Source organism: Rhodobacter lacus, from assembly GCF_042683065.1.
GTDB classification, from domain to species: Bacteria; Pseudomonadota; Alphaproteobacteria; order Rhodobacterales; family Rhodobacteraceae; genus Rhodobacter; species Rhodobacter lacus.
On record NZ_JBHUIX010000013.1, the window covers coordinates 302,232 to 315,005 of the forward strand.

A 12,774-nucleotide genomic window follows, 5' to 3' on the forward strand; every position below is an offset into this window, starting at 1 on the left:
GGTCGCGTCGCGCGGCGTGCCTCCAAGCAAAGGAGAGCGCGTCGTGCTGACACTCACCTGCCCCTATTGCGGCGTGACCGTTGAGGAAACCGAACTCTATCCGGGCGGCGAGGCGCATCTCAAGCGCTTCGGCCCCGGTTCGACCGACGCCGAATTCGAGAGCTACATGTTCGCCCGGAAAAACCCCAAAGGGGTGCATTTCGAGCGCTGGCGCCATGCCTATGGCTGCGGCAAGTGGTTCCTTGCTGCCCGCGACACCGTCACCTGGGAGGTGTTCGGCACCTATTCCGCCCAGACCCCCGAGCCGCCTGCCGCGCTCGTGGCCACCATCAAAGCGAAACGCCCGGGCTGGGAGGGCTGGAAATGAGCCAACGTCTTGCCAAAGGCGGCCGTCTGATCGACCGGACAAAGCCGCTCACCTTCACCTTCAACAGCACCCGCTACACCGGGTTTGCCGGCGACACGCTGGCCTCGGCGCTCTTGGGCACCGGCCAGTCGCTGCTCGGGCGCTCGTTCAAATATCACCGCCCGCGCGGGCTGGTGGCGAGCGGGGTCGAGGAGCCGAACGTGCTCGTGAACCTTGGCGAAGGCGACCGGCTTGAGCCCGATCAGCGCGCCACCACGACCGAGCTTTTTGACGGCGCCGTGGCCGCGAGCCAGAACCACTGGCCGAGCCTCGCCTTCGACGTGGGCGCGATCAATGATTACGCCTACCGGATGTTTCCGGCGGGCTTCTATTACAAGACCTTCATGGTCTCCACCTGGGCCTGGCACAAGATCTTCGAACCGATCGTGCGCCAGGCCGCGGGCCTTGGCGCCGCGCCGCGCCGCGCCGACCCGGACCGCTATGAGCAAGCCTATGCCTATTGCGACGTGCTCGTGGCGGGCGGCGGCGTGGCGGGCCTGATGGCGGCGCTGAAAGCCGCCAAAGAGGGCAAGCGCGTGATCCTCGCCGAGCAGACCGCGCATTGGGGCGGTCGCGCCCCGGTCGATGGCGGCGAGATCGAGGGCATGGCGCCCGAGGCTTGGGTGAAGAAAACCCTCGAAGCCCTTGGCGCGATGGAAAATGTTCGCCTGATGACCCGCACGATGGTGGCCGGTGTGCATGACCACGGCTATGTCATCGTCTATGAGCGTGTGGCCGACCATACGCCGGGCGATGACCGCCCGCGCCACCGGCTCTGGCGTGTGCGCGCCGGTGTGACCAAAGTGGCGACCGGCGCGATCGAACGTCCGCTTGCCTTTGCCGGCAACGACATTCCCGGCGTCATGCTCGCCTCGGCGGTGCGCGATTACATCGTCAACTGGGCGGTGAGCCCGGGCGAGGAGATCATCGTTGTGACGAACAACGACGATGCCTACCGCACCGCGCTTGCGGCGCTCAAGGCCGGGCTGAGAGTGATCGCCGTGCTCGATGCCCGCCCGACCGCCAATGGCCCGCTGGCCGAGGCCGTGAAGGCCAAGGGCGTGCGGGTGATGCCCGGCCATGCGGTCTCCAAGGTGCGCGGCAAATCCAAGGTCGTCGCCGTCGAGATCTGCAAGCAGGAGAGCGCGGGCGAAGTTGTCGAAGTGCTGGGCTGCGATGTGGTGGCGATGTCGGGCGGCTGGTCGCCGGTCGTGCACCTCTACTCGCATGCTGGCGGCAAGGTGCTCTGGGATGAGGCGGCGGCGATGTTCCGCCCCGACCCGGCCCGTCCGCCCACCGGCGACAAGGCGCAGCCGATTGCCGAAGTGGTCGGCGCCGCCAATGGCGCGCTCACGCTCACCGCGCTTTGCGCCGAGGCCGGTCTTGCCGGTGGCGCCGAGGCGGAAGCCCCGCTCGCCCCGGTTTGGGTGATGCCCGCGAAAGCCAAGGACAAGCTGAAGTTCAAGGCCTTCCTCGACTTCCAGAACGATGTGAAGGTTTCGGATGTGCAGCTCGCCGCGCGCGAGGGCTATGCCTCGGTCGAGCATACCAAGCGCTATACCACGCTCGGCATGGCCACCGATCAGGGCAAGCTGAGCAACATCAACGGCCTTGCCGTGCTCTCCGAAGCGCTCGGCCAGCCGATCCCGCAAACCGGCACCACCACCTTCCGCCCGCCCTACACGCCGATTTCCTTCGGGGCGATCACCGGCGAGGCGCGCGGCGAGATCTTCCAGCCGCTGCGCAAAACGCCGATGCATGGCTGGCACGAGACGCATGGGGTGCATTGGGAGCCTGTGGGCCTGTGGCGCCGCCCCTATACCTACCCGCGCGCGGGTGAGGGGCATCGCGACAGCGTCAACCGCGAGATCGTCAACACCCGCACCAATGTGGGCCTGTTGGACGCCTCGACGCTCGGCAAGATCGTCGTCAAGGGCCCCGATGCCGGCAAGTTCCTCGACATGATGTATACCAACATGATGTCGACCCTGCCGGTGGGCAAATGCCGCTACGGGCTGATGTGCTCGGACAACGGCTTTTTGATCGACGATGGCGTGGTGGTGCGGCTCTCCGAGGATACGTGGCTGTGCCACACCACCTCGGGCGGCGCCGATCACATCCACGCGCATATGGAAGACTGGCTGCAATGCGAGTGGTGGGACTGGAAGGTCTATACCGCCAACCTCACCGAGGAATATGCCCAGATCGCCGTGGTCGGCCCGAAGGCGCGGATGCTGTTGGAAAAACTCGGCGGCATGGATGTCTCGAAAGAGGCGCTGCCGTTCATGACCTTCAAGGAAGGTGAGCTTGGCGGCTTCCCGGTGCGGATCTACCGGATCTCCTTCTCGGGCGAGCTCTCCTACGAGATCGCGGTGCCCGCGAATATGGGCCTTGCGCTGTGGGAAAAACTGAACGAGGCCGGGGCCGCGTTCAGCGCCATGCCCTATGGCACCGAGGCGCTTCACGTGATGCGGGCCGAGAAGGGCTTCATCATGATCGGCGACGAGACCGACGGCACCGTGATCCCGCAAGATCTCGGCCTCGGCTGGGCGATCTCGAAGAAGAAGGAAGACTACCTTGGCAAACGCGCGCAGGCGCGGGTGCACATGACCGACCCGGACCGCTGGACCCTTGTCGGGCTGGAAACGCTCGACGGGTCGGTTCTGCCCGATGGCGTCTATGCCGTCGACGACGGCGTGAACGAGAACAACCAGCGCAAGGTGCAGGGCCGCGTGACCTCGACCTATTACTCGCCGGTGCTGAACAAGGGCATCGCGATGGGTCTGGTGAAGCACGGGGCGAGCCGCATGGGCGAGGTGCTCGATTTCCCCGCCGACAACGGCGTGGTGATCAAGGCGCGGATCTGTGATCCGGTGTTCTACGACAAGGCGGGAGAAAAGGCCGATGTCTGAGATGATGGCAGGAGCGGTGTCTCCGCTGAACGGGAAAACCATCTCCACCGGGTTTGCCACGGTGGCGGAAGTCGGGCTGAAGGGCATGGTGAGCCTGCGCGCCGATCTCGGCTCGAAGGCGCTCGCCAAGGCGCTCAAGGCGCTGGGGCTGAAAACGCCCGCCCCGCGCGAGATCGTGACCGAGGGCGGCCGGTCGGTCGCCTGGATGAGCCCGGATGAACTTCTGGTGCTGTGCGGCTATGCCGAAGCGGTCGGGGTTGCGGCGGATCTGGAAAAGGCTTTGGCGAAGGAGCATGCGCTCGTGGCCAATGTCTCGGATGCGCGCGCGATGTTCACCGTTGCCGGGGCGCGGGCCGATGAGGTGCTGATGAAGCTCTGCCCGGTCGATTTCGCCGCGCTCAAGCCCGGCGAGATGCGCCGCACGCGCTCGGCCCAGGTCGCGGCGGCGCTCTGGCGTTCGGGCCCGGAAGAACTGAGCCTGATCTGCTTCCGCTCCGTCGCGGGCTATGTGATGGGGCTTCTGGAGGTCTCCTCCCGCAAGGGTGGCGAAATCTTCTGAGCCGGGCAGGGGGGCGCTGCCCCCCGTCCGCAAGCGGACTCCCCCCGGGATATTTGCACAAAGTCGAAGCCAACCCGCCTCTGCTTCGACTTTGTACAAATATCCCGGGGGGTGAATTTTCCGCAGGAAAAGAGGGGGGCAGCGCCCCCCTTTTTGCGTTTGTGCTTGCCTCGCGGCGCGGGCTGGCAGAGAAGCGGGAAAACAGGAGCGAGTGATGGATTATTCGAAATCAGGCGGGCCGAAACCGGGCCAGAACGCGCCGCGCCATGCCGAGCATAACGCCAAGGGCACGGCGAAGAACCCCTTTGGCAAGGGGGCCGCGAAAGAAGACTTGCTGGCGCGGATGAAGGCGGCGGCGGCGCGCGCGGCCGAGACGGACAAGAAAGGGTGATCTGCGGCCATTGCGGGCGCTTGTGCAGGAAAACCTTGCCGGGCGCTCTTGACCTTCGCGGTTTTGGTGCTTCATTTAGTCGCAACAGAACCAAAAAAGGATCAATGCAATGGCTTTCGAACTTCCCGATCTTCCCTATGCCCATGATGCGCTCGCCGCGCTCGGCATGTCGAAAGAAACGCTCGAATACCACCATGACCTGCACCACAAGGCCTATGTCGACAACGGCAACAAGCTGATCGCCGGCACCGAGTGGGAAGGGAAATCGGTCGAAGAGATCGTCAAGGGCACCTATGTGGCCGGTTCGGTGGCGCAATCGGGTATTTTCAACAATGCCTCGCAGCACTGGAACCATGCCCAGTTCTGGGAAATGATGGGCCCGGGCGGCAAGGCGATGCCGGGTGAGCTGGAAAAGGCGATCACTGAGTCCTTCGGCTCGGTTGCCAAGTTCAAGGAAGAATTCGCCGCCGCGGGGGCCGCGCAATTCGGCTCCGGCTGGGCCTGGCTCGTGAAGGACAGCGATGGCGCGCTGAAAGTGACCAAGACCGAGAACGGCGTGAACCCGCTCTGCTTTGGCCAGACCGCGCTTTTGGGCTGCGACGTGTGGGAGCACAGCTATTACATCGACTTCCGCAACAAGCGCCCGGCTTACCTCACGAACTTCCTCGACAAGCTCGTGAACTGGGAAAACGTCGCCGCGCGCCTCTGAGGCAGAGCCCTCGAATTACCTCCGGAAAGCAGCGAAACCGGCCCTCTCGGGGGCCGGTTTTATTTGATCGGCAAGGGACGAAGATGGTTTTTGCCGGGGCTCCCGAAATCGGCCCCCGCGGCATGGCAACCATTGCCCGGTAATGGGCCGCAGCGCCGCGCTTGCCCGCAGGCGCGAACCGTGTGCTGCGCGCAAAGGGGCGGCGCAGGTTCGCACTGCGCTTGGGCACGCGTCAAGCGGGGCTTGACGCCGCAGCCGCGGCGCGATTGAGGTGACGGGCGGATGCAGGAGAGCACGATGAACGAGACCACCAAAGGGTTCTGGGCGATTGTCGCGGCCTGTGTGGTCTGGGGCCTCTCGGGCATTTACTACAAGGCGCTTTCGGAAGTGCCGCCCGCGGAGGTGCTGGCGCATCGCACGCTTTGGTCGGCGGTCTTTCTGGGCGCGGTGGTGGCGGTGCAGGGGCGCGCCGCGGCGCTGGTCGCAGCGCTGACGGGGCGCGCGTTGCGGGTGCTCTTTGTCGCTGCCGTGGTGATTTCGATCAACTGGTTTGGCTTCATCTGGTCGGTGCAAAACGGCCATGCGGTCGAGGCCTCGCTTGGCTATTACATCTTCCCGCTTGTGGCCGTGGCGCTCGGCATGGCGGTTTTTGGCGAGCGCATGGGAAAGGCGCAGGGCCTGGCTGTGGCGATTGCCGCGGCGGCGGTGGTCTATCTCACCTGGGCGCTCGGCGCCGCGCCCTGGATCGCGTTACTGCTTGCGGGCACGTTCGGGCTTTACGGGCTGATCAAGAAGCGGCTCGACGTGGCGCCGGTGGTCTCGGTTCTGGCCGAGGTGGTGATCCTCGCGCCGCTTGCCGCGGCCTATCTCGTTGCGGGCCATGTGGGTGCTTTCGGGCTCGCGCCGGGCTCGGGCGCTTTCGGCAACGACTTCGGCCATTCGCTGATGCTCGCCTTTTCCGGCGTGATGACAGGCGGGCCGCTCATGCTCTTTAGCTATGCCGCGCGGCGGGTGCGTCTCGGCACGCTTGGCCTTGTGCAATATCTCAATCCGACGCTGCAGTTTCTTGTTGCCGTTGCGGTCTTCTCCGAGCCCTTCACTGCGGCTCACGCCGTGGCCTTCCCACTGATCTGGGGGGCGCTTGCGCTCTATTCGGCCGCGACGCTGCGCGGCAAGGGCTGAAAGGGTGGGGGCGCTGCCCCCACACCCCCGGGATATTTGCACAAAGTCGAAGACCAGACGGGCTTGCCTTCGACTTTGCGAAAATATCCCGGGGGGAGGCTCCGAAGGAGACGGGGGGCAGCGCCCCCCTCTGCGTGCCGCCCCGCGCGCCTCAGCCGAAAGCGGTTTCGAGCGCGGTTGCGAGCGCGGGAACGGTATCGACCACCTGCACCATCTCGATCAGGCTCTGGCTGGCAAAGCCTTGCGCCACCACATGGGCGTTGAGCGCGAGGAGCGGGTCCCAGTAGCCTGCGGTGTTGAGCAGCAGGATCGGTTTTTCATGCAGCCCGATCTGGCGCCAGGTCAGCACTTCGTAGAACTCGTCAAGGCTGCCCGCGCCGCCGGGCAGCACCACGAGCGCGTCGGAGTTCATGAACATCACCTTTTTGCGCTCATGCATGGTCTGGGTGACGATGAAGGACGTCAGGTCGCGCTTGCCGACCTCGAGCTTGAACAGATGCTCCGGGATCACCCCGAAGGTCTGGGCGCCCGCCACCTGCGCGGCGCGCGCAACCTCGCCCATCAGCCCGACATCGCCCGCCCCGTAGACGAGCCGCCAGCCCCGCGCGGCAAGCAGTGCGCCGGTGGCGCGGGCGGCCTCCGTATAGGCCGGGTTTCCGCCGTGCCGCGAGCCGCAGAACACGCAGACCGAGGGGGCGGGGTTCACGAGAGGCGGCAAGGACATCGCTGGGTTCCTTCGTGCAGGCCGTGTACGGGCGGGAGTTGCTTTCCCCGGTGATACCGGGTCAGATGGTCACACTCAAGCGGCGGACGTCCGCCGTTGCCGGAACGGGCCGGAAAGGATGAACACGATGGCGGGAGCCGATCAGGACAGCGCGCGCGCCGGGGGAAAGGGCGGGGCGCTTATGGGCGCGGGGGCCGGGCTTTTGGTGCTGGGTGCGGCGGGCTTCGGGCTCTGGTTTGCAACGGCGCCGTCCGCGCCTGTCACGGTGGCTGAGCCCGCGTCGCCCGGCGCACAACAATCTGTCCCGGCGAGTGCCGCTTCTGAGCCGCAGGCGGCAGCGGAGGTGGTCTCCACCGCGCCAGTGCCAGAAGTTGGCGCGCCGCCCGCCGTTTCTGCCCCGGCGGCGATCCCCGAAGAGGCGGAGGCCGCGCCCGAGGCGCGCGAAATCGCCGCCGTTGCAGAGCCCGAGGCGCGCGGGGCTGCTGTTGCTCCGGCAGAGGCGGAGACGGCAGCCGTGGCACCAGAGCCGGGCGCCCTGCCAACGGGCGCCGATTCGGCCGCCGCGCCCGCGCCGGTTGCGGCGCAGTTTGATGCGCTGCGCGTCACGTCCGAGGGTGCGCTGACGCTCGCGGGGCGCGTTGCGCCCGCAGCCGAGGTCGTGGTTTTGCTCGATGGCGCGCCCATCGCGACCACCACCGCCGATGCGCAGGGCGCTTTTGCCCTGCTCGCCGATATCGTGCCCGCGGCAGAGCCGCGGATGGTGCAGCTGCGCGTGACCGGCGCCGATGGTGTGGCGCGGCTTGCACCGCAGAGCCTGACCGTGGCGCCGAGCCCGCTGGCGATGGCGCAGGCCGCGACGGAAGAAGGCGCACCGGCGCAGACGGTAGCGGCCAATGTTGCGGCGGCGCAGGTGCTGGCGGCAAAGCCGCTGCTCACCGATGCCGCGGGCGGTGCGCGGGTGCTTGCCGCTCCCGCCGAGACGCTCGGGATCGACACGCTCGCGTTCGACGCTGCGGGCGGGATCGCGATTTCGGGCCGCGGGGCGCCGGAGGGGGCGCTCTTGCGGGCGTATGTCGATGGCGCCGAAGCCGGATTGGTGCAGGCGGGCGCAGGCGGCGGCTGGGCGATGCAGCTTCCCCAGGCCGCGCCGGGGGCGCATGTGCTGCGCGTTGATGCGCTCGACGCAGGCGGCGCGGTGCTCGCCCGTGCCGAACAGAGCTTTGAGGGGATCGCGCCCCCCGCGCTGGAAACGGCGGCGCGTGCCGCCCTGCCGGCCCGGGCGCCCGAAGCCCGCACGGACCCCGCGTCCGAGCCGGCCGAGGCCGCGGCGCCGAACTCTGCGCCGCCCCCTGTGCCGAACTCTGCGCCAAACCCTGTGCCGGTCGCGCCTGCGGCCCCGGTCATGCGCGCTGTGACGATCACCCCGGGCAACACGCTCTGGGCGATTGCGCGCGAGGCTTATGGGGACCCGTATCTCTATGTGCAGATCTTCGAGGCGAACCGCGCCCAGATCCGTGACCCGAACATGATCTATCCCGGGCAGGTGTTCACCTTGCCGAACTAGTCCCCGCGACCGCGTTTGGACTGGACAATCCCGCCGAGAAACTTACGTTGCCGCTCGCAACCGGGGGCGGCCTCTCAAGGGCGTGCCCCTGTTTGCGGTTTCGTCACTGAACTTGCAAAGGAGGGGCCATGCCGCCCTCTCAGATCACCCAGTCCGGCAAGATGGACCCTTCCGAGCGCGCGCGCGGCTGGCGCACGATCCGCGCGGTTGCCCCCTATCTCTGGCCCGCGGACCACCCTTGGGTGAAACAGCGGGTGGCGCTGGCAATGGCCTTTCTCGTTGTGGCAAAGCTGATTTCGGTCGGCACGCCCTTCCTTTACAAGGCGGCGGTCGACGGGCTCGCGGGCGAGGGGCGCAGCGAGGCCTGGCTTTTGGGCTTTGGCGCGGTGGCGCTGACCGTTGCCTATGGGCTCGCGCGGCTGATGTCGGTGGGCTTTGGCGAATTGCGCGACGCGGTCTTTGTGCGCGTGGCGCAGCGCGCGCTGCGCCAGCTTGCGCTCGAGACCTTCCAGCATATTCACGCGCTGTCGCTGCGCTATCACATCACCCGCAAGACCGGCGGGCTCTCGCGCATTGTCGAGCGCGGCGTGAAGGGCGTCGACTTCCTTTTGCGCTTCATGCTGTTCTCGGTCGGGCCGCTGATTCTGGAGCTGACGCTGGTCACGCTGATCTTCGCCTTCCTGTTCGACTGGCGCTATGCGCTTGTGGTGGTCGGCACGATCTGGACCTATGTCACCTTCACCTTCCGCATCACCGAATGGCGGGTTGCGATCCGCAAGAAGATGAATGATGCCGACAGTGCCGCGAACCAGAAGGCGATCGACAGCCTTCTGAACTTCGAGACGGTGAAATATTTCAGCGCCGAGAAGCGCGAGGCGTCGCGCTATGATGCATCGATGGCGCATTACGAACTGGCGGCGGTGAAAACCGGCCAGAGCCTGGCCGCGCTCAACGCCGGGCAGACGCTGATCATCACCGCGGGGCTTGTCGCCGTGATGGTGATGGCCGCGCTCGAGGTGCAGGCCGGCACGCTGACGGTGGGCGATTTCGTCATGGTGCAGGCCTATATGATCCAGATCACCATGCCGCTTGGCTTTCTGGGCACGGTCTACCGCGAGATCCGGCAGGCGCTTGTCGACATGGGCGAGATGTTCGATCTTTTGCACCAGCCCGCCGAAATCACCGATGCGCCGGATGCCAAGCCCCTCAAGGTGACCGGCGGCGCGATCTTGTTCGACAAGGTCGATTTCGCCTATTCGCCCGAGCGGCCGATCTTGCGAAACGTCACGCTCGATGTGGCGGCGGGGCAGAAAGTGGCGCTGGTCGGCCCCTCGGGCTCGGGCAAGTCCACGATCGGGCGGCTTCTGTTTCGCTTCTATGAGATCACCGGCGGGGCGATCACCATCGACGGGCAAGACATTCGCAAGGTGACGCAGGAGAGCCTGCACGAGGCGATCGGCGTGGTGCCGCAAGATACCGTGCTGTTCAACGACACGATCCGCTACAATATCGCCTATGGGCGCGCCGAGGCCAGCCAGGCCGAGATCGAGGCGGCGGCGAAGGCGGCGAAGATCCATGACTTCGTGATGAGCTTGCCCGAGGGCTACGACACGCAGGTGGGCGAACGGGGCTTGAAGCTTTCGGGCGGCGAGAAGCAGCGCGTCGGCATTGCGCGCACGCTTTTGAAAAACCCGCCGATCCTGCTTCTGGACGAGGCCACCTCGGCGCTCGATACCCAGACCGAGCGCGACATTCAGGAAAGCCTCGATGCGATGGGCAAGGGGCGCACGGTGATCGTGATCGCGCACCGGCTCTCGACGATTGCCGATGCCGACCGGATCGTGGTGCTCGAAAAGGGCGTGATCGTCGAGGAAGGCAGCCACGACGCGCTGCTCTCGCGCGGCGGGCGCTATGCCGCGATGTGGGCGGTGCAGAAAGCCGAGGAAGAGGCCGAGGAGGCCGCTTCGGGGCCCGACGCGGCGGAGTAAGCTCGGGCCGGGCGGGGGGCGCTGCCCCCCTCTGGCCTGCGGCCATTCACCCCCCGGGATATTTAGGCAAAGTCGAAGACAGCGGGTGTGGTGCTTCGACTTTGTGAAAATATCCCGGGGGGAGGCTCCGCAGGAGACGGGGGGCAGCGCCCCCCTTCCGCGTCAGCCATTCGTGAGCCGGTCGAGACGGGGACGGTGTTTCCCGACCTTGGCAAGGCGGCGTCCTTGCGTATAGATAGGGCCAAAGATCAGGGAGCCGAGCGTGCACGACAGCGACAGTTTCATCGACGAAGTCACCGAGGAAGTGCGCCGCGATCGGCTCTGGGGGCTGTTTCGCAAATATGGCTGGATCGCTGTTCTGGCGATCCTCGGCCTGGTCGGCGGCTCGGCCTTTTATGAGTGGCAAAAGGCGCGGGCGGCGGCGGAGGCAGAAGGGTTCGGCGATGCGATTCTGGCCGCGATGCAAAGCGAAAACCCCGCCGAGGCGATGGCGGATCTGCCCGCGGTCGGCCCGCAGCAGGGTCTGCTGAAGCTTTTGCTGGCCGCACAGGCGGCCGAGGATGGGCAAGGCGAGGTCGCGCTTGATGATCTGCGCGCGGTCGCGGCCGATCCGAGCCTGCCCGAGAGCCTGCGCCAGCTCGCACGGCTCAAGGCAGTGCTCGTCGCGGGCGATCTGATGACGCCCGAAGCGCGCGCGGCAGAGCTTGACGCGCTGGCCACGCCGGGCCAGCCGTTCCGGTTGCTGGCGATGGAGCAGCAGGCGCTTGCGGCCCATGCGGCCGGAGACGATGCGGGCGCGATTGCCAAGGCGCGCGAGATTCTTGCCGAAGACGGGGTCACCTCGGGCTTGCAACAGCGCGCAACAGAGTTGATTGTGGCGCTCGGCGGCGATCCGGCGGCGGCGTGAGCGCCGCGCGAGGGCCGGGCGGGAAGGCCGCACACAGAGGAAAGCCACAGCAGATGAAGGCAAGGAGACAGCCGTGAAGCGGATTGCGGGAATGGCCGTTCTGGGCGTGGTGGTGGCGCTGGCGGGCTGCGAAAAAGAGGTCCATCTGGAAGGCGAGCGGCTTGATCCGCGCGCGGTTCTGAGCGATGCCGCCTCCGATCCGTCCGCCGCGATTGCGGGACCGCGTGCGCTCTCGCTGCCGGGGGTCGTTGCGAATGCCGACTGGCCGCAGCGCGCGGGCGGGCCGAGCCACGGCCTTGTGAATGCCGCGCTCGGGCAGGGTCTGACGCCGGTCTGGTCGGCGCCGATCGGCGCGGGCCAGTCGCGCCGCTACCGTATTGCGGCGGCGCCGGTGGCGGCGGGCGGGCGCGTCTTCACCCTCGACAGCCGATCGCGCCTCACCGCAACCGGCACCAATGGCGCGCCGCTCTGGGCGGCCGATATTGCCGCGCCCGGCGACCGCGATGATGATGCCACCGGCTCGGGCCTTGCGGTCGCCGATGGCAAGGTGTTCGTCACCTCCGGTTTTGCCGAGCTGCTGGCGCTGGATGCCGCTTCGGGGCAGATCCTGTGGCGGCAGGATTTTGATGCCGGGATCGGCGGCGCGCCGACGGTCTTTGACGGCGTGGTCTATGTGCTTGCGCGTGACGGCTCCGCCTGGGCGGTGCAGGCCGCCGACGGCAAGGTGATCTGGCAGATCGGCGGCATGCCGGGCAAGGTGGGCATGTCGGGCGTTTCGGCCCCGGCGATTGCGGGCAAGACCGTGATCTTCCCCTTTGCCACCGGCGAGATGCTCGCGCTGGATCGCGCGACGGGCGCCCCGGTCTGGCGCGCGCAACTGGCGGGCGGGCGGCTCGGGCGCGGTTATACCATCGTTTCTGACCTCACCGGCGATCCGGTGGTGATCGGCGATACCGTTTATGCGGGCTCTTCCGCCGGGCGGCTTGGCGCCTTTGACGCCGCGACCGGCGTGGCGCGCTGGACCGCAACCGAGGGCGCGGTGAGCCCGGTGCAGGTGGCGGGCGGCTCGATCTTCCTGATCTCGGACGAGAACAAGCTGATGCGGCTCGACGCGGCGAATGGCGCCGAGATCTGGGCCGTCGATCTGCCCGATTATGTCAAAGAGAAGATCAAGCGCCAAAACGAGATCCATGTGAACCTCGGGCCGGTGCTGGCGGGCGGGCGGCTCTTCGTGGTCTCCTCGGACGGGCTTTTGCGGTGCTTTGATCCGACCTCCGGCGCGCTCATCGGACAAGCCGAGATCCCCGGCGGCGCGGCCACCGATCCGATCGTGGCCGGGTCCACCCTTTATGTCGTTTCACGCAACGGGCAACTCCACGCTTTTCGTTGAGGCCAAACCCGTGTATGGGGGCGGCTTCGACGCGACGGGGGA

General features: G+C 66.9%; 11 protein-coding genes. 10 read left to right on the plus strand and 1 reads right to left on the minus strand.

What is annotated here, in order from left to right:
• Nucleotides 1-43 precede the first annotated feature (43 nt).
• The 6 genes from ACFSM0_RS13605 to rarD all read left to right on the plus strand — a co-directional run bounded on the left by ACFSM0_RS13605 (nt 44) and on the right by rarD (nt 6,159).
• The gene (locus ACFSM0_RS13605; protein WP_377391349.1) at nt 44-367 is read left to right on the plus strand and encodes a sarcosine oxidase subunit delta; all 324 of its coding nucleotides are present in this window, start codon (nt 44-46) and stop codon (nt 365-367) included.
• Complete coding sequence (locus ACFSM0_RS13610) at nt 364-3,318, plus strand: sarcosine oxidase subunit alpha family protein (protein WP_377391352.1); 2,955 nt, start codon at nt 364-366, stop codon at nt 3,316-3,318. Before ACFSM0_RS13605 ends, ACFSM0_RS13610 begins: the two co-directional genes overlap by 4 nt.
• Nucleotides 3,311-3,877 carry a sarcosine oxidase subunit gamma gene (locus ACFSM0_RS13615; protein WP_377391355.1) on the plus strand — a complete coding sequence of 189 codons (567 nt, stop codon included), beginning with the start codon at nt 3,311-3,313 and terminating at the stop codon, nt 3,875-3,877. Before ACFSM0_RS13610 ends, ACFSM0_RS13615 begins: the two co-directional genes overlap by 8 nt.
• Nucleotides 3,878-4,091: 214 nt before the next feature.
• Nucleotides 4,092-4,268, plus strand: coding sequence for a hypothetical protein (locus ACFSM0_RS13620; protein ID WP_377391358.1), 177 nt, complete (start codon nt 4,092-4,094; stop codon nt 4,266-4,268).
• A 109-nt stretch (nt 4,269-4,377) separates the two neighbouring features.
• Nucleotides 4,378-4,977, plus strand: a complete 600-nt coding sequence (locus tag ACFSM0_RS13625) for a superoxide dismutase (protein WP_377391361.1) — start codon at nt 4,378-4,380, stop codon at nt 4,975-4,977.
• A gap of 297 nt (nt 4,978-5,274) precedes the next feature.
• Nucleotides 5,275-6,159, plus strand: a complete 885-nt coding sequence (gene rarD, locus ACFSM0_RS13630) for an EamA family transporter RarD (RefSeq protein ID WP_377391364.1) — start codon at nt 5,275-5,277, stop codon at nt 6,157-6,159.
• Nucleotides 6,160-6,310: 151 nt separating this feature from the next.
• Here the strand turns inward: rarD and ACFSM0_RS13635 are convergent, their stop codons facing one another.
• Entirely contained in the window at nt 6,311-6,883 is a 573-nt protein-coding gene (locus ACFSM0_RS13635; protein WP_377391367.1) for an LOG family protein, read from the minus strand.
• A gap of 127 nt (nt 6,884-7,010) precedes the next feature.
• Here ACFSM0_RS13635 and ACFSM0_RS13640 point away from each other — a divergent pair, with 127 nt between their 5' ends.
• The 4 genes from ACFSM0_RS13640 to ACFSM0_RS13655 all read left to right on the plus strand — a co-directional run bounded on the left by ACFSM0_RS13640 (nt 7,011) and on the right by ACFSM0_RS13655 (nt 12,732).
• Nucleotides 7,011-8,447: a LysM peptidoglycan-binding domain-containing protein gene (locus ACFSM0_RS13640; RefSeq protein WP_377391370.1), complete on the plus strand. Its 1,437-nt coding sequence runs from the start codon at nt 7,011-7,013 to the stop codon at nt 8,445-8,447.
• Nucleotides 8,448-8,575: 128 nt separating this feature from the next.
• Nucleotides 8,576-10,435 carry an ABCB family ABC transporter ATP-binding protein/permease gene (locus ACFSM0_RS13645; RefSeq protein WP_377391372.1) on the plus strand — a complete coding sequence of 620 codons (1,860 nt, stop codon included), beginning with the start codon at nt 8,576-8,578 and terminating at the stop codon, nt 10,433-10,435.
• A gap of 262 nt (nt 10,436-10,697) precedes the next feature.
• A complete protein-coding gene (locus ACFSM0_RS13650; RefSeq protein ID WP_377391375.1) occupies nt 10,698-11,342 on the plus strand; it encodes a hypothetical protein in 645 nt (214 codons plus the stop codon).
• A gap of 73 nt (nt 11,343-11,415) precedes the next feature.
• Nucleotides 11,416-12,732 (plus strand): outer membrane protein assembly factor BamB family protein, encoded by a 1,317-nt coding sequence (locus ACFSM0_RS13655; protein ID WP_377391377.1) that lies wholly within the window; start codon nt 11,416-11,418, stop codon nt 12,730-12,732.
• Nucleotides 12,733-12,774: the final 42 nt, after the last annotated feature.

What these genes read in the sequence shown, in the direction of transcription:
- ACFSM0_RS13610 (WP_377391352.1), top strand. Translation starts at nt 364, where the DNA reads ATGAGCCAACGTCTTGCCAAAGGCGGCCGTCTGATCGACCGGACAAAG.
- ACFSM0_RS13615 (WP_377391355.1), top strand. Translation starts at nt 3,311, where the DNA reads ATGTCTGAGATGATGGCAGGAGCGGTGTCTCCGCTGAACGGGAAAACC.
- ACFSM0_RS13620 (WP_377391358.1), top strand. Translation starts at nt 4,092, where the DNA reads ATGGATTATTCGAAATCAGGCGGGCCGAAACCGGGCCAGAACGCGCCG.
- ACFSM0_RS13625 (WP_377391361.1), top strand. Translation starts at nt 4,378, where the DNA reads ATGGCTTTCGAACTTCCCGATCTTCCCTATGCCCATGATGCGCTCGCC.
- rarD (WP_377391364.1), top strand. Translation starts at nt 5,275, where the DNA reads ATGAACGAGACCACCAAAGGGTTCTGGGCGATTGTCGCGGCCTGTGTG.
- ACFSM0_RS13635 (WP_377391367.1), bottom strand. Translation starts at nt 6,883, where the DNA reads ATGTCCTTGCCGCCTCTCGTGAACCCCGCCCCCTCGGTCTGCGTGTTC.
- ACFSM0_RS13640 (WP_377391370.1), top strand. Translation starts at nt 7,011, where the DNA reads ATGGCGGGAGCCGATCAGGACAGCGCGCGCGCCGGGGGAAAGGGCGGG.
- ACFSM0_RS13645 (WP_377391372.1), top strand. Translation starts at nt 8,576, where the DNA reads ATGCCGCCCTCTCAGATCACCCAGTCCGGCAAGATGGACCCTTCCGAG.